The organism is Streptomyces sp. SAS_272, assembly GCF_052543235.1.
On sequence record NZ_JBMNDR010000059.1, the window covers coordinates 38046 to 58040 of the forward strand.

19 protein-coding genes are annotated in these 19995 nt (G+C 73.2%); 7 read left to right on the forward strand and 12 right to left on the reverse strand.

Going from position 1 to position 19995, the window contains the following annotated elements; genetic code table 11:
- Positions 1-83 precede the first annotated feature (83 nt).
- A complete protein-coding gene (locus ACN6LD_RS28540; RefSeq protein ID WP_319193247.1) occupies positions 84-902 on the forward strand; it encodes an SAM-dependent methyltransferase in 819 nt (272 codons plus the stop codon).
- A gap of 129 nt (positions 903-1031) precedes the next feature.
- Here the strand turns inward: ACN6LD_RS28540 and ACN6LD_RS28545 are convergent, their stop codons facing one another.
- The 6 genes from ACN6LD_RS28545 to ACN6LD_RS28570 all read right to left on the reverse strand — a co-directional run bounded on the left by ACN6LD_RS28545 (position 1032) and on the right by ACN6LD_RS28570 (position 8775).
- Positions 1032-3626, reverse strand: coding sequence for a SpoIIE family protein phosphatase (locus ACN6LD_RS28545; RefSeq protein WP_445044704.1), 2595 nt, complete (start codon positions 3624-3626; stop codon positions 1032-1034).
- Between the two features lie 139 nt (positions 3627-3765).
- On the reverse strand, positions 3766-5247 hold the full coding sequence (locus tag ACN6LD_RS28550) for an ATP-binding protein (RefSeq protein WP_445044705.1): 1482 nt from the start codon (positions 5245-5247) through the stop codon (positions 3766-3768).
- An 11-nt stretch (positions 5248-5258) separates the two neighbouring features.
- Positions 5259-5972: a response regulator transcription factor gene (locus ACN6LD_RS28555; protein ID WP_445044707.1), complete on the reverse strand. Its 714-nt coding sequence runs from the start codon at positions 5970-5972 to the stop codon at positions 5259-5261.
- A gap of 229 nt (positions 5973-6201) precedes the next feature.
- On the reverse strand, positions 6202-6813 hold the full coding sequence (locus ACN6LD_RS28560) for an FMN reductase (protein ID WP_319190571.1): 612 nt from the start codon (positions 6811-6813) through the stop codon (positions 6202-6204).
- Positions 6810-7937 carry an LLM class flavin-dependent oxidoreductase gene (locus ACN6LD_RS28565; RefSeq protein WP_445044708.1) on the reverse strand — a complete coding sequence of 376 codons (1128 nt, stop codon included), beginning with the start codon at positions 7935-7937 and terminating at the stop codon, positions 6810-6812. Before ACN6LD_RS28565 ends, ACN6LD_RS28560 begins: the two co-directional genes overlap by 4 nt.
- A 190-nt stretch (positions 7938-8127) precedes the next feature.
- Positions 8128-8775: a TIGR03086 family metal-binding protein gene (locus tag ACN6LD_RS28570; protein ID WP_445044709.1), complete on the reverse strand. Its 648-nt coding sequence runs from the start codon at positions 8773-8775 to the stop codon at positions 8128-8130.
- 62 nt (positions 8776-8837) lie between these two features.
- Here ACN6LD_RS28570 and ACN6LD_RS28575 point away from each other — a divergent pair, with 62 nt between their 5' ends.
- Complete coding sequence (locus ACN6LD_RS28575; RefSeq protein WP_319190565.1) at positions 8838-9659, forward strand: AraC family transcriptional regulator; 822 nt, start codon at positions 8838-8840, stop codon at positions 9657-9659.
- Positions 9660-9731: 72 nt separating this feature from the next.
- On the opposite strand, the gene ACN6LD_RS28580 is transcribed toward ACN6LD_RS28575, so the two are convergent.
- Genes ACN6LD_RS28580 through ACN6LD_RS28590 form a run of 3 tightly spaced genes read right to left on the reverse strand, consistent with a single transcriptional unit; the run spans position 9732 to position 12076 of the window.
- A complete protein-coding gene (locus ACN6LD_RS28580) occupies positions 9732-10571 on the reverse strand; it encodes a TIGR03943 family putative permease subunit (RefSeq protein WP_445044710.1) in 840 nt (279 codons plus the stop codon).
- Positions 10568-11596, reverse strand: a complete 1029-nt coding sequence (locus tag ACN6LD_RS28585; RefSeq protein ID WP_445044711.1) for a permease — start codon at positions 11594-11596, stop codon at positions 10568-10570. Before ACN6LD_RS28585 ends, ACN6LD_RS28580 begins: the two co-directional genes overlap by 4 nt.
- 6 nt (positions 11597-11602) lie before the next feature.
- Positions 11603-12076 carry a MarR family transcriptional regulator gene (locus tag ACN6LD_RS28590; RefSeq protein WP_319190559.1) on the reverse strand — a complete coding sequence of 158 codons (474 nt, stop codon included), beginning with the start codon at positions 12074-12076 and terminating at the stop codon, positions 11603-11605.
- 223 nt (positions 12077-12299) lie between these two features.
- On the opposite strand from ACN6LD_RS28590, the gene ACN6LD_RS28595 reads away from it, so the two are divergent.
- Entirely contained in the window at positions 12300-13076 is a 777-nt protein-coding gene (locus tag ACN6LD_RS28595) for an SDR family NAD(P)-dependent oxidoreductase (protein WP_319190557.1), read from the forward strand.
- A 45-nt stretch (positions 13077-13121) separates the two neighbouring features.
- Here ACN6LD_RS28595 and ACN6LD_RS28600 read toward each other — a convergent pair whose 3' ends face one another.
- Together ACN6LD_RS28600 and ACN6LD_RS28605 are read right to left on the reverse strand one after the other, a co-directional pair.
- Entirely contained in the window at positions 13122-13424 is a 303-nt protein-coding gene (locus tag ACN6LD_RS28600) for a hypothetical protein (RefSeq protein WP_319190556.1), read from the reverse strand.
- On the reverse strand, positions 13412-13687 hold the full coding sequence (locus ACN6LD_RS28605; protein ID WP_319190555.1) for a hypothetical protein: 276 nt from the start codon (positions 13685-13687) through the stop codon (positions 13412-13414). The genes ACN6LD_RS28600 and ACN6LD_RS28605 overlap by 13 nt, the downstream gene beginning before the upstream one ends.
- A 169-nt stretch (positions 13688-13856) precedes the next feature.
- Here ACN6LD_RS28605 and ACN6LD_RS28610 point away from each other — a divergent pair, with 169 nt between their 5' ends.
- Positions 13857-15113 carry a GNAT family N-acetyltransferase gene (locus tag ACN6LD_RS28610; RefSeq protein ID WP_445044712.1) on the forward strand — a complete coding sequence of 419 codons (1257 nt, stop codon included), beginning with the start codon at positions 13857-13859 and terminating at the stop codon, positions 15111-15113.
- A 40-nt stretch (positions 15114-15153) separates the two neighbouring features.
- Here ACN6LD_RS28610 and ACN6LD_RS28615 read toward each other — a convergent pair whose 3' ends face one another.
- Positions 15154-16347 carry an RtcB family protein gene (locus tag ACN6LD_RS28615; protein WP_319190551.1) on the reverse strand — a complete coding sequence of 398 codons (1194 nt, stop codon included), beginning with the start codon at positions 16345-16347 and terminating at the stop codon, positions 15154-15156.
- A 210-nt stretch (positions 16348-16557) separates the two neighbouring features.
- On the opposite strand from ACN6LD_RS28615, the gene ACN6LD_RS28620 reads away from it, so the two are divergent.
- The 3 genes from ACN6LD_RS28620 (at position 16558) to ACN6LD_RS28630 (ending at position 19919) form a co-directional block, all read left to right on the forward strand.
- Positions 16558-17412, forward strand: coding sequence for a DUF3558 domain-containing protein (locus ACN6LD_RS28620; protein ID WP_445044713.1), 855 nt, complete (start codon positions 16558-16560; stop codon positions 17410-17412).
- A 118-nt stretch (positions 17413-17530) separates the two neighbouring features.
- The gene (locus tag ACN6LD_RS28625) at positions 17531-18505 is read left to right on the forward strand and encodes a DUF3558 domain-containing protein (protein WP_319190548.1); all 975 of its coding nucleotides are present in this window, start codon (positions 17531-17533) and stop codon (positions 18503-18505) included.
- 76 nt (positions 18506-18581) lie between these two features.
- Positions 18582-19919 (forward strand): DUF2637 domain-containing protein, encoded by a 1338-nt coding sequence (locus ACN6LD_RS28630; protein WP_445044714.1) that lies wholly within the window; start codon positions 18582-18584, stop codon positions 19917-19919.
- Positions 19920-19995 lie beyond the last annotated feature (76 nt).

Genomic DNA, 19995 nt, shown 5'->3' on the forward strand with positions numbered 1-19995 from the left:
ATGCGCCGGGCCGGCGGGTGCCGGCGGGCCGGGGCGTGTCAGGATGACGCTCCGACAGTCACTCATGGACGGAGTCCTGCGTCATGTCCTCTGCCCTCGGCGGCGACGGCGGTCCCTCTCTGCGGATCGACACGAGCAAGCCGCACCCCGCCCGGATGTACGACTACTTCCTCGGCGGGAAGGACAACTACGAGGTCGACCAGGAAGCCGCCGAGCAGTTCATCAAGGCGGCGCCCGAGGTCCGGTTGGCCGTCCGGGCCAACCGGAGCTTCATGCACCGCGCCGTCCGTCATGTCGTCGCGGAGGGCGGCGTCCGGCAGATCCTCGACATCGGCACGGGTCTGCCGACCGAGCCCAACGTGCACCAGATCGCACGGGCCGTCGCACCCGGGACGCGCGTCGCCTACGTCGACAACGACCCGATCGTCAGCACCCACTCCATGACCCTCGTGGACGACGCCGCCGACACCTCCGTCGTCCTGGCCGACCTGCGCGACCCCCGGGCCGTCCTCGACCACCCCGACGTGCGCCGGGTGATCGACTTCGACCGGCCGGTGGCCCTGCTGCTGGTGGCCGTCCTGCACTTCGTCACCGAGGCGGAGGACCCGGACGCCGTCGTCGCCGAACTCCGTGACGCGCTGCCCACCGGCTCGTACCTGGTGCTGTCCCACGCGACGGGCGACCTGCACGAGGACGGGCGCAGGGACGCGGCCGCCGTCTACAAGGGCGCGACCGCCAGCATGAACCCCCGCGGCCACTCCCGCGTGCTCGACTTCTTCGGGGACTTCACGCTGCTCGACCCGGGCCTGGTCCTGGTCCCGCAGTGGCGTCCCGACGAGCCGCCCGCGCCGGACACCCCGCCCATCGGCATCTACGGCGGAGTGGCCCGCAAGGGCGGCTGACCTCCCCGGACGCATCCGGGCGGCGCCGGACCGACCGTCCCGGCCGGGACGGTCCGCCGGGGACGGCCGGCGCAGGACGGCCGCGGCAAGGCCGCCGCTGCGGACGGCTCGGCGGCGGGTCCGGCCGGTTCAGCTCCAGAAGCCTTCGCCCTCCGGTCCCTCGATCTCCTGCTCCGCCCAGATCGTCTTGCCCTTCGCGCCCGGGCGGGCGCCCCAGCGCCGGGACAGCTGGGCGACCAGGAGCAACCCCCGGCCGCCCTCGTCGTAGGTGCGGGCACGGCGCATGTGGGGGGCCGTGCCACCGGCGTCGCTGACCTCGCAGATGAGGGTGCGGTCATGGATGAGCCGCAGCTGGACGGGCGGTTCGCCGTGCCGGATCGCGTTGGTGACCAGCTCGCTCACGATCAGCTCGGTGACGAAGGCGGCGTCGGCGAGCCCCCAGTCCGCCAGCCGGCCGACCGCCTTCTTCCGGGCGTCGGCGACCGCGGCCGGGTCGGCGTCCACGTCCCAGGTCGCTACGCGGGAGGCGTCCAGCACCCGGGTGCGGGCGAGGAGGAGCGCCACGTCGTCGGCGGGCGTCCGGGGGAGCAGGTCGTCGAGGACCGCGTCGCACATGACGTCCAGGGAGGCCGCCGGGGCGGTCAGGGACCGGCACAGGCGGGCCGCGCCGTCGTCGACGTCGCTGTCGCGGGACCGGGACGCGATGAGGCCGTCCGTGTAGAGGGCGAGCAGGCTGCCCTCGGGCAGCTCCGTCTCGAGCGCCTCGAAGGGCAGTCCGCCCAGACCCAGCGGAGGCCCCGCGGGAAGCGGCAGCAGTTCCACCACGCCGTCCGGGCGCGCCACGGCGGGCAGCGGATGCCCGGCCCTGGCCAGGCTGCAGCGGCGCGTCACAGGGTCGTACACGGCGTACAGGCAGGTCGCCCCGACGTCGCCCGGGGTCCCCTCGTCGCCGAGCGTGTCGGCCTCGGTGGCGAGCCTGCCCACCATGTCGTCGAGGTGGGTGAGCAGTTCGCCGGGGGGCAGGTCGATGTCGGCGAGGGTGCGCACGGCCGTGCGCAGCCGCCCCATGGTCGCCGAGGCGTGGATGCCGTGCCCCACGACGTCACCGACGACGAGCGCGACCCGGGCGCCGGACAGCGGGATCACGTCGAACCAGTCGCCGCCCACCCCGGCCCGCGCGTCGGCCGGCAGGTAGCGGGAGGCTATCTCCATCGCGGACTGCTCGGGCAGCCGCTGCGGCAGCAGGCTGCGCTGCAGAGTGACGGCCGTCCTGCGCTCGCGGGTGTAGCGCCAGGCGTTGTCGATGCAGACCGCCGCCTTGGCCGCCAGCTCCTCGGCCAGCACCACGTCGTCGTGCTGGAACGGTTCCGGACGCCGGTGCCGGACGAGCACGGCGACGCCCAGCGCGACGCCGCGCGCCGACAGCGGGACGGCGATCACCGAGTGGAGTCCGAAGTCCCGGATGCGGGCCATGCGCACCGGGTCCCCGGCGACCCAGGCGGGGATCGCGGCCTCGGTCACCTGACGGCGGACGGGCCGTCCCGTGCGCAGGCACTGGGCCGGCGGCGAGCTCTCCGGGTACACGTCGACGTCACCCGGCTGGAGGACGGCCTCGGGGGCGCCCGGCAGCACGGACCGGTGGGCGACGCGGCGCAGCGGCAGGGACCCGCCGGTCGTGGTCTCCTCCTGCCCCGCCTCGAACGACGTCAGCAGGTCGACGCTGAGGAAGTCCGCCAGGCCCGGCACCGCCACGTCGGCCAGCTCCTGTGCGGTCCGGGTCACGTCGAGGGTGCTGCCGATCAGGGTGCTGGCCTCGGCGATCAGCTGGAGGCGCTGGCGGGCCCGGTGCTGCTCCGTCATGTCGTGCCCGGTGGACGCCACGCCCAGGACCCGGCCGTCCGCGTCCTGCACCCGGTAGAGATCGACCGCCCACGCGTGTTGCCGGCTCTCGCCCGGGGCCCGAACGACGTTCTCCACGTGCCGCGGCTCGCCGGTCTCCAGCGTCCGCCGCATCAGCCGCTCGACGTCCTGCGCCGACGCCGTGGGCAGGACGTCGGTGATCCGCAGGCCGCGCAGATACTCCTCGTCCAGGCCGAGCGCGCGCTGTGCGGCCTGGTTGGACCGGCAGAAGCGCAGGTCCGTGTCGTGCACCGAGGTCGCGCAGCAGGGGGACTCGAGGAACCCCCACCGCATGAGCGCGTCCTCGTCGGTCCGGGGCCGGGGCGGTGACGCCGGCACCGCGCAGACCAGCAGCCAGTCCCGGACGCCGTCGTCCCCGGTCCGGTGATGTGCGACGACCCTGGCCTCCACCGGACGACCGGCCCGGTGCCGCAGGTCGAGCACCCCGTGCCACCGCGTCCGCCGGGCGAGGGGCAGACCGGCGGGGGGCTGGTCGGTGAGGGGCAGACCCATGGGCGGCCCTCCGGAGGCAGGCGGCGCCCCGGGAGCCGGGTCGGCCGGGCGCGGATCTGCCGGGGGCAGGTGGGCCCAGGGCAGGTCGACCGCCGGCGGGCCGGTCCGGGGCGGGTCGCCGGGCGGGGGCGGGGGGTCCGGCGAGGTCGGGGCGCGGGCGAGCAGGACGGTGGCCGGGCGGCCGACGATCTGCTCCGCCGTGTAGCCCAGCAGTCGTGCGGCGCCCGCGTTCCAGCCGGTGACGGCGCCCTGTTCGTCGACGGTGACCCGCGCGGTCAGCGCCTCGCCGACGGCCTCCGATGCCTCGCTCATCTCACTCTCCCGCGGAATGCGCAACCCGTATCATTCCCGGCAAATCCACGCATACACGGAATCACTCGTATTTCCGTGAGACATCCGCGACCGCCGGCCGCCGGCGGCTCGTCCCGCCGGCGTTCGGGCCACCCCTCGCTCACACCCCGTCCGGCGCCCCTTCCGCCCCTCGCCGCCCCTCCGGCGGACCTCCGCCCACGGTGAAGCCGATCACCGAGCCGCCGCCCGCGCGCCGCGCGGCGAACGGCGCGCCGCCGTGGGCCAGCGCCACCTCGCGCACGATGGACAGACCGAGGCCGGATCCGGGCCGGGACCGGGCGTCGGCGGCGCGGTAGAAGCGGTCGAAGACGCGCGTCAGGTCGGCCTCGGCGATGCCGGGCCCGCGGTCGAGGACCTCGACGCGGACGACGCCCGGCCGGGCGGGTCCGGTGACGGCGATCTCGACGGGCGCCCGGCCGTCCCGGTCGAACTTGGCGGCGTTCTCCACGAGGTTCGACACCGCCCGCTGGAGCATGCCCGGCCGCCCGTAGGAGCTGGTGTCGCCGGACGCCCGCAGCAGGATCTGCCGTCCGGTGCGGCGTCGGGCGAGGGCCGCCACCTCCTCGGCGAGGTCGGCGAGGTCCAGCTTGCGCGGCGGCTCGGCGTCGGACTGGCCGGCCGCGAGGTCGACGAGCTCGTTGACCAGGTCGGTCAGCTCCCGTGCCTCCTGGCCGAGGTCCGCCACCAGCTCGTCGCGGATGTCCGGCGGCAGCTCGTCGATGCGGCGCAGCAGGGAGATGTTGGTCCGCAGCGACGTCAGCGGCGTGCGCAGCTCGTGGCCGGCGTCCTGGACGAGCCGGCGCTGGTCCTCCTCCGACTGGGCGAGCCGGCCCAGCATGCGGTCGAAGGCGCGGCCCAGCCGCCCCACCTCGTCGTGGCCGGTGACGGGCACCTGCACGCCGAGCCGCCGGGTGCGGGCGACGTTCTCGGCGGCGGTGGTGAGGATCACCAGACGGTGGGTGATGCGCCGGGCCAGCCACCAGCCGAACAGGCCGGCGGCCGTCACGACCGCGGTCATCAGGATCAGCGTGCGCTGCTGGAGCGCCCGCAGCAGGTCCTCGGTGTCGCTGAACTCCTGCGCCACCTGGACCGCGCCCCGCCCGCCGCCGAGCGAGACGGTCGCGATGCGGTAGACGTCGCTGCCGACGTCGACGTCCTTGTGCTCGGCCATCTGCCCGGCGTCGGCGGCGCCCGCCGCCGCGCGGTCGGCGGTCGCCACCGGCAGCCGTGGCGTGCCGCCGTCCACGACCCTCCCGTCCGGGCCGAGCACCTGCACGTCCGTGCGGGCCGGCCGCACGATGTCGTGCCCGGGCTCGGCCGAGGAGAAGTCCTCCGGCGCCATCCGCTGGTCGCGCACCTCGTCCCGCAGGTCCTGCACGACCTCGTCGAACACGGACTCCTGGTCGACCCGGACCAGCCGGGCGGCCGCCGAGTAGGACAGGACGCCGACGAGGACGGTGACGGCGGCGGTCACGGCGGCGAAGGACACCGCGAAGGTGGTGCGCAGCGACACCAGCTTCGGCCGCGGCCGGGACAGGAACGAGGGCAGCAGCCGGCGCAGCACGGGGCGCTGACGGCTCACCGGCGCACCCCTCAGTCCTCGCGCAGCACGTAGCCCACGCCGCGCACGGTGTGGATCAGCTGCGGGGCGCCGGGCTGGTCGAGCTTGCGGCGCAGGTAGCCGACGTAGACGGCGAGGTTCTTGGAACCGGGCCCGAAGTCGTAGCCCCAGATGCGGTCGTAGATCGTGGAGTGGTCCAGGACGATCCCGGCGTTGCGCACCAGCAGTTCCAGCAGTTCGAACTCGGTGCGGGTGAGCTCCAGCTCCCGTTCGCCCCGCCAGGCCCGACGTGCCTGCGGGTCCATGCGCAGCCCGGCCGCCTCCACGTGCCGCTCGGGAGTCGGCCTGGGGACATCGGGGGCGGGGGCGACGGCGTCGGCGTTGGTCCGGCGCAGCAGCGCCCGCAGCCGGGCGAAGACCTCCTCGACGTCGAACGGCTTGACGACGTAGTCGTCGGCGCCCGCGTCCAGCCCGGCGATCCGGTCCGCGGTCTCCACCAGCGCGGTCAGCATCAGGACGGGTGTGCGGTCGCCCTCGGCGCGCAGCACCCGGCAGACCTGGAGGCCGTCGATCCCGGGCATCATCACGTCGAGGACGAGCACGTCCGGCGGGTTCCTGTGGGCCTGCGCCAGCGCCTCGACTCCGTCGGCGACCGCGGTGACCCGGTAGCCCTCCAGGGCCAGGGCGCGTTCCAGGGCGTTGCGGATGGCACGGTCGTCTTCGGCGAGCAGCACGGTGGGAGGCACCCGCCCAGTCTGCCAAGGCCTGCGGCGGTCGGGCCGGGGGGAGGGCCGTACCGTCACCCTTCTTACTCGGCTCTCACCGTCCGGGTGGGCGTACCCAGGGGCCGACGCCGCCGGACGCCCGCTTCGGCCCGAAACGGCCTCGTCCTCGGTCTCCCCCGGAAGGGGTGCCCCCGGACGGGGGTGCCCCGGACGGGCCGGATCTCCCGTCCGGGGCCCGGAGGGGCGGCGGTCACCGGGCGGCCAGCGCCGCCAGCTGCTCGGCGAAGGGCACCACCGTGAACTCGGACTCCTGGTCGGCCCTCGCCGGTTGCGGAGCCGACCCGGGCGCGGACAGGCCCGTCATCAGCGTGGCCAGCTCACCCGCCGCGCGCTCGATCCGCTCCGGCAGGCCCTGCGCGCCCCAGTCCTCCGAGGCCGCGTAGACGGCGGTCGGGACGACGACGGCGTGCAGGTAGGAGAAGAGCGGCCGCAGCGCGTGCTCCAGCACCAGCGAGTGGCGCGCGGAGCCGCCCGTGGCGGCGATGAGCACCGGCTTGCCGGCCACGGCGTCCGGGTCGAGCACGTCGAAGAACGACTTGAACAGGCCGCTGTAGGACGCGGAGAACACCGGGGTGACGACGATCAGTCCGTCCGCCGCCGCCACCGCCTCCTGCGCGGCCGCGAGCCGCCGCCCGGGGAAGCCGTTGGTGAAGTGGTGGGCGATCTCCACGGCCAGGTCGCGCAGCTCCACGACCTCGACGTCGACGGACGCGTGCCGTTGCACCGCCCCGGTGAGCCGGTCGGCCAGCAGCCGGGTGGACGACGGGACGCTCAGCCCCGCCGAGAGCACGACGAGTTTCATGCCACGACCTCCTTCTCCGCCTTGCCCCCGTGGGCTCCTTCGGCCCCTTCTGCCTGCTTCTGCGCGAGCAGCGACCCGTGGGTCGGCGCGTCCGGCACGTCGGCCGGACGGCCCGCGGCGAACTCCTTGCGCAGCACCGGAACGACCTCCTCGCCGAGCAGGTCGAGCTGCTCCAGCACGGTCTTCAGCGGCAGCCCCGCGTGGTCCAGCAGGAACAGCTGACGCTGGTAGTCGCCCGCGTACTCGCGGAACTTCAGGGTCTTCTCGACGACCTGCTCGGGCGTGCCGACGGTCAGCGGGGTCTGGTCGGTGAAGTCCTCCAGGGACGGCCCGTGCCCGTAGACCGGCGCGTTGTCGAAGTACGGGCGGAACTCACGCACCGCGTCCTGCGAGTTCTTCCGCATGAACACCTGGCCGCCCAGGCCGACGATGGCCTGCTCGGGCGTGCCGTGCCCGTAGTGCGCGTACCGGGCGCGGTAGAGCTCGACCATCCGCTTGGTGTGGTCGGCCGGCCAGAAGATGTTGTTGTGGAAGAAGCCGTCGCCGTAGAACGCGGCCTGCTCGGCGATCTCGGGAGAGCGGATGGAGCCGTGCCAGACGAACGGCGGCACGTCGTCCAGCGGGCGGGGCGTGGAGGTGAAGCCCTGCAACGCGGTGCGGAACTTCCCCTCCCAGTCGACGACGTCTTCGCGCCACAGCCTGCGCAGCAGGGCGTAGTTCTCGACGGCGAGGTTGATGCCCTCGCGGATGTCCTGTCCGAACCAGGGATAGACCGGGCCGGTGTTGCCGCGCCCCATCATCAGGTCCACGCGCCCGTCGGCCAGGTGCTGGAGCATCGCGAAGTCCTCGGCGATCTTCACCGGGTCGTTCGTGGTGATGAGGGTGGTGGAGGTGGAGAGGATCAGCCTCTCCGTCTGCGCGGCTATGTAGCCGAGCATGGTGGTCGGGGACGAGGGCACGAACGGCGGGTTGTGGTGCTCGCCGGTCGCGAAGACGTCGAGGCCGACCTCCTCCGCCTTCAGCGCGATCGCGACCATGGCCTTGATCCGCTCGCGCTCGGTCGGCGTACGGCCCGTGGTGGGGTCCGGCGTGACATCGCCGACGCTGAAGATCCCGAACTGCATGGTCGCTCACCCTCCAGGTTGTTGACGCTTCAACTATACCCGGAGAACCGCGACCCGCCCAGGGCTATTCCCCTCGACCTACGGCCGCGCCCCGCGTCCGCCTATGGCCGTGCCCCGCGTCCGCCACGGCCGTTCCCGGCGGCCCTCGCCGGCCGCTCCCTCTCCCCTCGCCCCTCCTTCACGCCTTCCTTCACGCCTTCCAGTGCGGGTCACGGCCGGTCCGCGCGAGCAGCCGCTCGAAAGGAGGCGCGTCCTCGGCCGCCGCCACCGCCTCGCCGAACACACCCATCCGCCGGGCCGTCGGCTCCAGCACGGCGACCGCCCCGGCCAGCTCCGCCACCACCGCCTCGTCGGCCTCCGGGAAGTCCTGGCCGGTGGCCCGCGCCAGATCCCACACGTGCACCGTCAGATCCAGCAGCGCCATCGAGCCGACCAGCCGCGCGGGCATGTCCATCGCGCCCGTCGTGCCCTCCTCGGCGCCCGGCGCGGACCAGGCCGCCACCAACAGGTCCGTCTCCGCCACCAGCCGCCCGCGCCAGTCCGGCCCCGCACCCACCCGATCGGGAGCCTCCCCGAACTCCGACTCCTCCTTCGCCGCCAGCCGCTGGAACTGGACGACCACCTGGAACAGATGGTTGACCAAGGTCTTCACGTCGTACTCCGCGCAGGGCGTGGGGCCGGCCAGAGCCGCGTCCGGGATGCCCCGCACCACCGGCCCGACCCGCTCGCGCGCCCTGCCGAGCAGCTCGCCGATGCCGTACCCGCTCCCACGGCCGCCGTCGTGGATGCCGATGCCGCTGCCTACGTGGATGCCGCTGCCGCTGCCTTCGCTGTCCATGCCCCGACCGTAGGGACGCCCGCCGCCGCCCGTCTTGAAGAAACGCGACGTACGATCCGGGCATGGCCGCCCCCCGCCGCGACACCCGCGGGATCGTCGACCCGGCCGGGCTGCTGGCCCGCGTGCGGTTCCGCCGCCACCGGCCCGCCGAGCCGCTGCGCCGTCATGTCGAGACGTACTGGCTGATCGACTGGGACCTGCCCGAGCCGTACGCCTCCCACATCGTCCCGCACCCGTCCGTCAACCTCACCTTCCAGTGGGAGGAGGCCGACGGCCCGCCCTACGGCGAGCTGACCGGCGTCGCCCGCGGCCTCTACACCAGAAAGCTCACCGGCCGGGGACGGGTCTGCGGGGTGAAGTTCCGCCCCGGCGGCTTCCGCCCGTACGCCCCCGCGGAACCCGTCGCGCACTGGACCGGCCGCGTCCTGCCCGCCGGCGACGTCTTCCCCCGGGCCGGCGGAGACATCCCCCGGACGGTGACCGGCCCCGCCGACGACCTCGGCCGGGTCGCCGCCCTCGACGCCTTCCTGCTCTCCCTCGACCCCGAGCCCGACCCGCGCGCCGACCAGGCCATGGACCTCGTCGAGCAGATCCGCGCCGACCGCACCGTGCGCCGTGTCGCCGACCTCGCCCGCGCCGGGGACCTCTCGGTACGGGCCCTGCAACGGCTCTTCGCCGCCTACGTCGGCGTCAGCCCGAAGTGGGCCATCCTCCGCTACCGCCTGCACGAAGCCCTGGAAGTCGCCGGCACCCGGCAGGATCTCGACTGGGCCGGCCTCGCCGCCGACCTCGGCTACGCCGACCAGGCCCACCTGGCCCGCGACTTCACCGCCACCGTCGGCCTCCCCCCGGCCGCCTACGCCCACGCCGCCCGCACTCCGTAGGCCCGGGCCGCAGCCGTCCGCCGCGAGCCCGGCCCGTGCACAGCCGCCGGCCGGCCGGCGGCCCGACCGGCTTCAGGACGTCAGCGGCAGGGCGTCCATGTACGCGTTGGACGGCTTGGGCGCCTTCGCCACGCTCCGGGCGTCCAGCGCGACCGCCGCCGACGCCGTGCCCAGCGTCCCGCCCGGATGCCAGGTCCCGGTGACGTTCACCCAGGTGTCCGCCTTCGGCGCGGCGGCCCCGTGGACCAGCACCTTCACCGACGACGCGTCCGCCGCACAGCAGCTGACGACGATCCGGGTCAGATACCAGCCGTCCCCGCCCGGGGCCGGCGTGACGAACCCCGTCATCACCACGGTCCGCTTCCCGACGGCCCGCGACCGGTCCTGCTGCACGCGCTGGGTGAAGTCGGTCAGCGTGATCGGCAGCGGGGAGGTCGCCGGCAGCGGGTCGAATCCGTCCTCCTCCACCGCCACCGCCTTGGCCGGTTCACGCGAGGCGGTGTACGAGCCGAGCGCGGGCGGGGCGTAGAACAGCAGGCTCAGCACCGGCAGGAAGAGCAGCCACGCCACCCGCGGCACCCGGGAGTGATCGTGCCCGTGCGCGACCCCGCCCCCGCTCCCGCTCCCGTCGCCGTCAGGCCGACGCCGGTGCCCATGCCCGTGGTCACGGTCGTGGTCGTGGTCGTGGTCGTGCCCAAGGTCGTGCTCGTCGCGCCCGCCGCCGGTCCGTCGCCGGCCCCACGCCTCCGCCGCCGCCCACGCCCCCAGCACCACCAGCACCGCTCCGGACGCGACCAGCAGCGGCCGCATGCCCGCCTTCACCAGATTGAGGTACAGGTCGGTGAAGAGCGCGGCGTGCAGCAGCCCCAGACCGCTCAGCACCAGCAACGCCGCCTGCGCGAACCGCCTCACAGCAACACCCCTCCGATCACCGCGCTGCACACCACCGCGACCACCGCCGTGGCCGCCGAGAAGCGCACCGCGAACGCCCGCCCGAACGTCCCCGCCTGCAACGCGATCAGCTTCAGGTCCACCATCGGCCCCACCACCATGAACGTCAGCCGCGCCACCGGCGAGAACCCGCTGAGCGACGCCGCCACGAACGCGTCGGCCTCGCTGCACACCGCCAGCACGATCGCCAGCGCCGCCAGGAACAGCACCGACAGCCACGGCGACCCCGCGAACGTGTCCAGCACCGAACGCGGCACCGCCACGTTGAACGTCGCCGCCGCCATCGCCCCCACCACCAGGAAACCCCCGGCGTGCAGGAAATCGTGCTGGAAACCCTGCCGGAACTCCCGGAACCGGCTGTGCCCCGGCACATGTCCCGCCGGCCGGTCGGTCCGCGGCCGCAGCCACTCCTCGCGGCCCAGCCAGAGCCACAGCCAGCCCATCGCGGCGGCCGTGACCAGCGAGGCCACCAGCCTCGCCAGCACCATCTCCGGACGGCCCGGGAACGCCACTGCCGTGGCCGTCAGCACCACCGGGTTCACCGCCGGCGCCGACAGCAGGAACGCGAACGCCGCGGCCGGCGTCACCCCCCGCCCGATCAGACTGTTCGCCACCGGCACCGACGCGCACTCGCACCCCGGCAGCACCACTCCCGCCGCCCCCGCCACGGGCACGGCCAGCGCGGGCCGCTTCGGCAGCACCCGCTGGAAGACACTCGCCGGCACGAACGCGTTGATCGCCCCCGACAACGCCGTCCCCAACAGCAGGAACGGCAGCGCCTGCACGGTCACGGCCAGACACACCGTCCGCCACGCCTGCACCGCCGGCTCGTCCAGCGACCGCCCGACGACCACCAGCAGGACACCCGGCACCACCGCCGCGCCCAGCAGCAACAACGGCCAGTGCCGCGGCAGCCCGCCCCCCGCGGGAGCGTCCGCCCCGCCGTCGGCCACCGCCCCGGAAGGCCGTATGTCCGTCTCCTGCATCCCGCCCTACACCCGCCCTTCCCGCAACCGCACGACCTGCTCCGCGCCGAACTCCACCGTCCGCCGCATGTGCCGCACGATCACCGCGAGCTCGGCGTCCGCGAGATCGTCGAAGAGCGGCATCCAGTCGCCGCCCAGCCGCTCCCACATCCGCCCGAACTCCGCGATCCGCTCCGGCACGGTCGCCACGAGCACCCGCCGCCGATCCGCCGCGTCCCGCCGGCGCACCACATAGCCCGCCTTCTCCAACCGGTCCACCAGCCGGGTCGCCGACCCCGTGGTGAGCCCCGTCAGCTCCGCGACCCGGCCCGTCGTCACCGGCTCCCGCTCCAGCGCCAGCAGGTTCAGACACTGCAGATCCGTGGGGTGCAGCGCCAGCCGGTCCGCGAGCGCCTGGTTGAACAGGGCATACGCGGCCGCGTACCGCCGGGAGACCACGGACAGCTCGTCCAGCAGCCGCGACCGCACGTTCCGGGACATCGCTCCCCTTCGCCGGAGCCGGCGCCGTCGTCGGCGCCGTCCGCAGATCGTACGACGCACCGGTCCCACGGTCCTCAGAAGAAGTACGCGTCCCCGGTGTCCAGCACCAGCACCGTCTGACGTCGCCCCGGCGCGGGCCCCCGACCGGCCGCACATCCCGCCCGCCTATCCTGGCCGTAGCCCAGCCGCACCCCGCCCCACCGCCCCGACCGAGGAGCAGTCCATGGCCGCCGCCGCACCGTCCGCCGCCTCCCGCATCGCCGTCGTCACCGGTGCGAGCAGCGGGATCGGCGCCGCGACCGCCCGGGAACTCGCCGCGGCCGGTTACCGCGTGGTCCTGACCGCCCGCCGCAAGGACCGCATCGAGGCGCTCGCCGAGGAGATCACCCGCGCGGGCGGCTCCGCCGCGGCCTACCAGCTGGACGTCACCGACCGCGCCGCCGTCGACGAGTTCGCCACCGCCTTCCGGACGATCGGCGTGCTCGTCAACAACGCCGGCGGCGCACTCGGCGCCGACCCCGTCGCCACCGGCGACCCCGCCGACTGGCGCACCATGTACGAGACGAACGTCCTCGGCACCCTGAACGTCACCCAGGCGCTCCTCCCCCAGCTCGTGGCGAGCGGCGACGGCACCGTGGTCGTGGTGTCCTCCACCGCCGGACTCGGCACCTACGAGGGCGGCGCCGGCTACGTCGCCGCCAAGCACGGCGCGCACGTTCTCGCCGAGACCCTCCGCCTGGAGATCGTCGGACAGCCGGTCCGGGTCATCGAGATCGCCCCCGGCATGGTGAAGACCGACGAGTTCGCCCTCACCCGCTTCGGCGGCGACCAGGACAGGGCGGCCAAGGTCTACCAGGGCGTCGCCGAACCCCTCACCGCCTCCGACGTCGCCGAGACCATCGCCTGGGCGGTGACCCGCCCCAGCCACGTCAACGTCGACCTCCTCGTCCTGCGCCCCCGCGCCCAGGCGTCGAACACCAAGGTCCACCGCGAGCTGTGAGCCCGTCGCGGCGCCCCCGTGCGCAAGGGGCGCCGCCTCACGCGGTCAGGGGCCCGGGCAGCCCGGATCGTCGACGATCACCGCGTGGGCCGGGATGATGACGACGTCGTCGTCGTCCTCCTGCACGAACTTCGTCGTGGCATAACCCCGCCGGCCCTTCCCGACGCACTTCGTCGCCAGGTTCCCGAACCCGTCCGGGAAGTTGTAGACCTCGGCCGGGGTGTCCTCCCCGGCCCGCCCGGCCACCGGCGCGTCGGCCTTGCCCCGCTCGTCGTAGTACTCCTGCGAGCACCCGCCGAGCAGGAGCGCGAGGGCGCACGCCACGCCGACCGCAGTCAGCCGCCGCATGTCTTGTCCTGCACGATCTGCACGTTCGACGGACCGGACGCGTTGGTCGTCACGTACGCCCGGTACCCGTGCCCCACGCACTTGGTGGCCAGGTTCCCGAAACCGTCGGGCATGTTGAACACCTCGGCGGGCGTGTCGTCCCCCGCCTTCCCCTGCACCGGGGCGTCCCCCTTGCCGCGCTTGTCCTCGTACTCCTGGGAACAGCCGGCCAGCGTCCCGACGGCCAGCAGCACCAGCCCCACAGCCCAGACTCCCGCACGCATCCGCTTGCGCTCCATCGCAGAACCCCCGTTCTCTCGTGCCCCCGTGCCCCCGTGCCCCCGTGCCCCCATGGGCCCGCATGTCGCATCCCAGTTCGAGCAAGGTCGAGGGTGCACCTGAAGACACCGCCGCGCCCCGCTCCGGTTCCCGGGCCACCGTAAGGTCTGGTCCGTGGACCGACACATACCGTTCGAGACCCTGCACAACTTCCGCGACCTGGGCGGATACCCCACCGACACCGGCCGCCGCATCCGCCCCGGCCGCCTGTTCCGCGCGGACTCCCTCGGCAAGCTCACGCCCGGCACCCCGGACTGGGACCGCTTCCTCGCCCTGGACGTCCGCACGGTGATCGACCTGCGACACCCCCGGGAGATCGAGGCGCGGGGCCGCGTCCCCCGGCACGACTCCTTCGCCTACCAGAACCTCAGCATCGAGCACCGCCCCTACAACCAGGCGGCGCTGACCCCGGACCTCGACCCCGGCCCCTACCTCTGCGCGCGCTACATGGAGGTCGCCGAGGACGGCGTCAAGGAGATCGCGACGGCACTGCGTCTGGTGGCCGAGACGGAGCACGGCCTGGTCTTCCACTGCGCCTCCGGCAAGGACCGCACCGGCCAGCTCGCCGCTTTGATCCTCGCCCTCCTCGGCGTCCCCGACGAGACGATCATCGAGGACTTCAGTCTGACCGAACTGGCGACCCAGGCCCTGCTGGACGACTGGCGAGCCCGCAACGGCGGCCGCTCCCCGGCCTGGCCGGCCTTCGGGCGCGCCCCCGAGGCGGCGATGCGCCTGTTCCTGGCAGCCCTGCGCGAGCGCCACGGCTCGGTGGAGGCGTACGTGACGCACGCCCTGGGCCTGGACGCGGCCGAACTGTCCACCGCCCTGTGCTCCCGTCTCCTCGAACCCCTCCCCACCACCTGGCCGGAGCCGGCCTACCGCAAGGCGCGGCCGCAGGACGCGGTCGCCCTGGTCCGCCTGCGCGACACGGCCGCCCTGTGGCAACTGGCCCGCGGCATCCGGCAATGGCAGCCGGGCGAGAAGACCGAGGCGCACTTCGTCGACCGCATGCGCGAGGGCGAGGTCTGGCTGGCGCACACCGGAGCCGCCCTCACGGGCGCCTACGAACTCTGGTGGGACGACCCGGCGGCCTGGGGCCCCCGCCCGCCCGACGCGGGCTACGTCCACCGCCTGATGACGGCCCCGCACACCGCCCCGCCCGGCGCCGGCCGCAGGCTGCTGGCCCACGCCGAGTCCCGCATCAGCGCCGCCGGCCGCCCCTACGCCCGCCTCGACTGCCTCTCCGCCAACCCCCGCCTGCGCGCCTACTACGAGTCGGCCGGCTACACGGTCGTGGGCGAGCAGCGCGCGAAGGACGGCGGCTCGGGCAGCCCGTACGCGGTGACACTGCTGGAGAAACGGCTCGGGTGAACGTGCGGATGAGGCCCCCGCGCACGGGAGCCTCATCCGCTCACCCCTTCACGCAGATGAACTGCTTCAGCTTCGCCACCACCTCGACCAGGTCACGCTGCTGTTCCATCACCTGATCGATGTTCTTGTAGGCGCCGGGAATCTCGTCCACCACGCCGGAGTCCTTGCGGCACTCCACGCCCCGTGTCTGCGCCTCCAGGTCCTTCGTCGAGAAGCGACGCCTGGCCGCGGTGCGGCTCATACGGCGACCTGCCCCGTGCGAGGCCGAGTTGAAGGCCTTCTCGTTACCGATGCCCTTCACGATGTAGGTGGCCGTCCCCATGGAGCCGGGGATGATTCCGAGGTCGCCGGCGCCCGCCCTGATCGCGCCCTTACGGGTGACCAGGAGGTCCATCCCGTCGTAGCGTTCCTCCGAGACGTAGTTGTGGTGACAGCTGACCTCCATCTCGAAGGTCGGCCTCGCCTTCTTGAACTCCTTGCGGACCACGTCCTTCAGGAGCGCCATCATGATGGTGCGGTTGTACTTCGCGTACTCCTGCGCCCAGTAGAGGTCGTTGCGGTAGGCCGCCATCTGCGGAGTGTCCGAGATGAAGACGGCGAGATCGCGGTCGACCAGGCCCTGGTTGTGCGGGAGCTTCTGGGCGACTCCGATGTGGTGGTCCGCCAGTTCCTTGCCGATGTTGCGGGAACCGGAATGCAGCGTGAGCCACACGAAACCCTCGGTGTCGAGCGAGAACTCACAGTAGTGGTTTCCCGCTCCCAGCGTCCCCATCTGCCTGCCCGCCCGTTCGCGGCGGAACCTCACCGACTCCGCGACGCCGTCGAACCGGCCCCAGAAGTCGTCCCAGCCACCGACGGCCAGACCGTGCAACTGCCCCGGATCCACGGGGTCGTCGTGCATCCCCCGCCCGACCGGAACAGCCTGCTCGATCTTCGAGCGCAGCCGGGACAGGTCCCCCGGCAGGTCGTTCGCCGTCAACGACGTCCTGACCGCCGACATGCCGCACCCGATGTCGACCCCCACCGCCGCCGGGCAGACGGCCCCGCTCATGGCGATGACCGAGCCGACCGTCGCGCCCTTGCCGTAGTGGACGTCCGGCATGACCGCCAGGCCCTTGATCCACGGCAGGGTGGCAACGTTGCGCAGCTGCTGCAGCGCACCCTCCTCGACCGAGGCCGGGTCGGCCCACATGCGGATGGGCACCTTCGCGCCCGGCATTTCCACGTACGACATATGACCCAATCCCCCTGGAAAACCAACAAAAGCAGTGATTCGCAAAACCGGTGCCAAGGTCGACGAAAACGGACGGCGGACCGGCATCCACGGTGGTGCGTGCGATACACATTGTCTGCAGGGACCGACCTCGCCCGGCAAGCGATTAACCAGCGGGGACGCGGGCCCGGAGACCGAACATCCCGAAGTGACCGTCGAGAGGAGCCGACCGTGCAGCGGAAGGCCTATGTACCCGGCGTCGTCGCGCTCCTCGCGGCGCTGCTGGCCGGCTGCACCGGCGGCTCGGACGACACCGGCTCGGACGACAACTCCAACCCGGGCGAGGCCAACACGTCGGCGCCCGCCGCCCGGCCGGGCAAGTACACCACGCTGCCGGAGGCGTGCGGCGTGGTGAGCCGGGCCACGCTCGACTCCCTGCTTCCCGGCATCCAGCAGCTCACCGACGTGACGCGACGCGACGCGGCCTACGCCGGCGAGGCGACGCTGACCTACGACACGGACCGCAAGGTGGGATGCCGTTGGAAGGTGGAGTCGACGGACGCCACCGATCATCTCCTCGTCGATTTCGAGCGGGTCGTCTCGTACGACAACGCGGTGAGCGACGACTCCCAGGCGGAGACGCTCTTCGCGAAGAAGGTGACGGCGGCCGACCTGCCGGCGCCCGTCGCGTCCGCCACGGCCGGCGTGTCGCCCTCCACGAGTGCCACGGGTTCCCCGAGCGCGGGGGCTTCGTCCTCGTCGACGGCCGGCGTCTCCTCCGTCTCGCCGTCGGCCTCCTCGCCGGCGGCCTCGGCCTCGGCCTCCTCGACGGTCGCGCCGGCCGATCTGCAGCCCCGGCTGCTGGACGACCTCGGAGACGAGGCGTTCGTCGACGACGCGCTCGGGAGTTCCGGTTCGACGGTCGCACAGCGGACGGTGACTGTGGCGTTCCGCACGTCGAACGTCTTGGTGACCATCCAGTACGAGGAGCAGCCGGCGACGCTCGGCGTGACGCCGGACAGTGAGGAAATGCAGGACAAGGCCCGGAAACTGGCCGCGCAGTTGGTCGACTCACTGGCCGGCTGAGGTCCGTCGGGGGCGGTTCGCGCCCCGCCCGCGAAGCCTTCGAAGCGCAACCGCACAGAGTCTTCACCGCGTACCGTGGCCCCTCGGACCCGATCCGACCGCAGGAACCACGAGCGTCATGAGTGAAGGAACCATGCAGCGACGAGCCCAGCGAGACGGCCAGTTCAACCAGCGCGAGGAGCGTGACGAGCGAGCGAGGCGCACGGGAGGGCTCAACCGCCTCCTGGCAGCCACGGTCGCCGTCCCGGTGATGCTGATCGCCGCGGGCTGCTCCTCTGACTCCGGCTCGGACGACGCCTCGAAGGACGCCGGCGCCTCCACCGGTTCCGCTGCGGACCCCGCCGCGAGCGCCGCGCCCACCGTGCAGGCCGCTGCGTACAAGAAGCTGCCGGAGGCATGCGCGGCGGTGTCGAAGAAGACGCTGACCGAGCTGGTGCCGAAGGGGGTCACCTCCGGCAAGGAGGGGACGACCGGGGACACCGCGGACCGGGCGAGCTGTTCGTGGTCGAGCCTGGCCAACAACGGGGTGAAGGGGTCGCAGTTCCGCTGGCTGAACGTGTCGCTGCTGCGTTTCGAGTCGGACGCGACGACCGGCGACGGCGAGTCGCAGGCCAAGACGTACTACGCGAAGCAGGTCAAGGACTCCCAGGCGGTGGCGGGCGCGACGAACGCGAAGTCGCAGGCGGTCGCGGGGGCGGGCGACGAGGCGACGCTGGTGCGTTACGACCTGAAGAAGACCGAGGGCGCCTTCAAGCAGCAGACGGTGGTGGCGCGGGTGGAGAACGTGGTCGTCACGCTGGACTACAACGGGGCCGGCCTGGCGGGTGACAAGGCACCGAGTGCGGACGCGCTGGCGGCCTCGGCGCAGAAGGCGGCGAAGGAAGCGGTGGCGTCGGTGCGTTCGGCCAACGGCGTCGGCGGCGGCGGGAGTTCGCAGGGTTCGTCGGCCGGTTCGGCCTCCCCGTCGCCGTCGAGGTCGGCGACCGTCTCGCCGGGCCAGGGTGCTTCGCTGCCGTCGTCGACGACGCCGAAGGCGACGGCTTCCAAGGCGGCCGCGGCGGCGCCGAAGGCGACCGCCTCCTCGAAGAGCTGACGGTCCGGAAAGGCGTGCGCCGCACACATGTGCCACCCTGTTGCGCGCAAGAGCACGCAAGGGGAGGGGAGTACGGGTGTCCGAGCGAATACAGCTGACCCGGACGCACCGCGTTCTCATCGGCGTGGTCGTGACCGGCGCTGTGATCATCGCCGGCATCGGCTTCGCCGGTTCGTACGCGGCCGTCCGTGAGCTGGCCCTGGAGAAGGGCTTCGGGAACTTCTCGTATGTGTTCCCGATCGGCATCGACGCGGGCATCTGCGTCCTGCTGGCCCTGGATCTGCTGCTGACCTGGATCCGCATCCCGTTCCCGCTGCTGCGGCAGACGGCGTGGCTGCTGACCGCGGCGACGATCGCGTTCAACGGCGCGGCGGCGTGGCCGGATCCGCTCGGCACCGGCATGCACGCGGTGATCCCGATCCTGTTCGTGGTGTCGGTGGAGGCGGCCCGGCATGCGATCGGCCGCATCGCGGACATCACGGCGGACAAGCACATGGAGGGCGTGCGCATCACGCGCTGGCTGCTCTCCCCCGTGCCGACGTTCCTGCTGTGGCGTCGTATGAAGCTGTGGGAGCTGCGCTCCTACGACCAGGTGATCAAGCTGGAGCAGGAACGTCTCGTCTACCAGGCGAGGCTGCGTTCGCGCTTCGGCCGTGCGTGGCGGCGCAAGGCGCCGGTGGAGTCGTTGATGCCGCTGCGGCTGGCCCGTTACGGCGTTCCGCTGGCGGAGACCGCTCCGGCGGGCCTGGCGGCGGCGGGGATAGAGCCCGCGCTGCTGCCCCCGATGCCGGCCCGGGCGCAGGCCCTGTCGCAGCAGCAGGTGCAGGCGCCCGCCCCGGCTCAGCTGCAGGGGCCGGCGGCGCCGGAGTCCCCGCGGAGTCCGCAGGAGTCGGCGGCGGGCTTCGGACGGCAGCCGCAGCCCCGGCAGGCGCAGCAGCCGTCCGGGCAGCCCGGGTCGCCCGAGGAGGAGCAGAGCCCCTGGTTCCAGGCGATGCCTCACGAGGTCACCTACCAGGGCGGTTACGACCCCACCTACGACCCCTCGGAGCAGTACGCCCAGTGGTACGAGGAGCAGCAGCAGGCGGAGCAGTACCAGGAGCAGTACCAGGAGGAGCCTCCTCTGCAGGAGCCCTCCCCGGAGGAGACCGGTTCCTTCCCGATCCCGGTGGGCCCGGGGCGCAGCCGTGAGCTGGGCGGGGGCGGTGGGGCTCCGCTCGTCGAACCGGACGAGGAGGCCTACTACCAGGTCTTCAAGCAGTCGATAAGCAGCGGCGGCTACCCGACGCCGAGCCAGTTCAGCGACGACGTGGAGGCGACGTTCGGCGGTCCGCTGCTCGACGCCGAGGCCAAGCGCATGGTGATGCGCTTCCAGAACCGTCACGCGGCGGAGCTCGAAGAGGACCACATCGCCTAGGCGTGTCACGCCAGGGGCCGTCCGGTGGGTCACGGCGGCGGACGACGACGGAGGGGGCGCCCGGTGCTGACACCGG

Excerpts from the sequence above, each read along its gene's own strand:
- ACN6LD_RS28540 (WP_319193247.1), top strand. The coding sequence starts at position 84 with ATGTCCTCTGCCCTCGGCGGCGACGGCGGTCCCTCTCTGCGGATCGAC.
- ACN6LD_RS28545 (WP_445044704.1), bottom strand. The coding sequence starts at position 3,626 with ATGAGCGAGGCATCGGAGGCCGTCGGCGAGGCGCTGACCGCGCGGGTC.
- ACN6LD_RS28560 (WP_319190571.1), bottom strand. The coding sequence starts at position 6,813 with ATGAAACTCGTCGTGCTCTCGGCGGGGCTGAGCGTCCCGTCGTCCACC.
- ACN6LD_RS28565 (WP_445044708.1), bottom strand. The coding sequence starts at position 7,937 with ATGCAGTTCGGGATCTTCAGCGTCGGCGATGTCACGCCGGACCCCACC.
- ACN6LD_RS28570 (WP_445044709.1), bottom strand. The coding sequence starts at position 8,775 with ATGGACAGCGAAGGCAGCGGCAGCGGCATCCACGTAGGCAGCGGCATC.
- ACN6LD_RS28575 (WP_319190565.1), top strand. The coding sequence starts at position 8,838 with ATGGCCGCCCCCCGCCGCGACACCCGCGGGATCGTCGACCCGGCCGGG.
- ACN6LD_RS28585 (WP_445044711.1), bottom strand. The coding sequence starts at position 11,596 with ATGCAGGAGACGGACATACGGCCTTCCGGGGCGGTGGCCGACGGCGGG.
- ACN6LD_RS28590 (WP_319190559.1), bottom strand. The coding sequence starts at position 12,076 with ATGTCCCGGAACGTGCGGTCGCGGCTGCTGGACGAGCTGTCCGTGGTC.
- ACN6LD_RS28595 (WP_319190557.1), top strand. The coding sequence starts at position 12,300 with ATGGCCGCCGCCGCACCGTCCGCCGCCTCCCGCATCGCCGTCGTCACC.
- ACN6LD_RS28600 (WP_319190556.1), bottom strand. The coding sequence starts at position 13,424 with ATGCGGCGGCTGACTGCGGTCGGCGTGGCGTGCGCCCTCGCGCTCCTG.
- ACN6LD_RS28605 (WP_319190555.1), bottom strand. The coding sequence starts at position 13,687 with ATGCGTGCGGGAGTCTGGGCTGTGGGGCTGGTGCTGCTGGCCGTCGGG.
- ACN6LD_RS28615 (WP_319190551.1), bottom strand. The coding sequence starts at position 16,347 with ATGTCGTACGTGGAAATGCCGGGCGCGAAGGTGCCCATCCGCATGTGG.
- ACN6LD_RS28625 (WP_319190548.1), top strand. The coding sequence starts at position 17,531 with ATGAGTGAAGGAACCATGCAGCGACGAGCCCAGCGAGACGGCCAGTTC.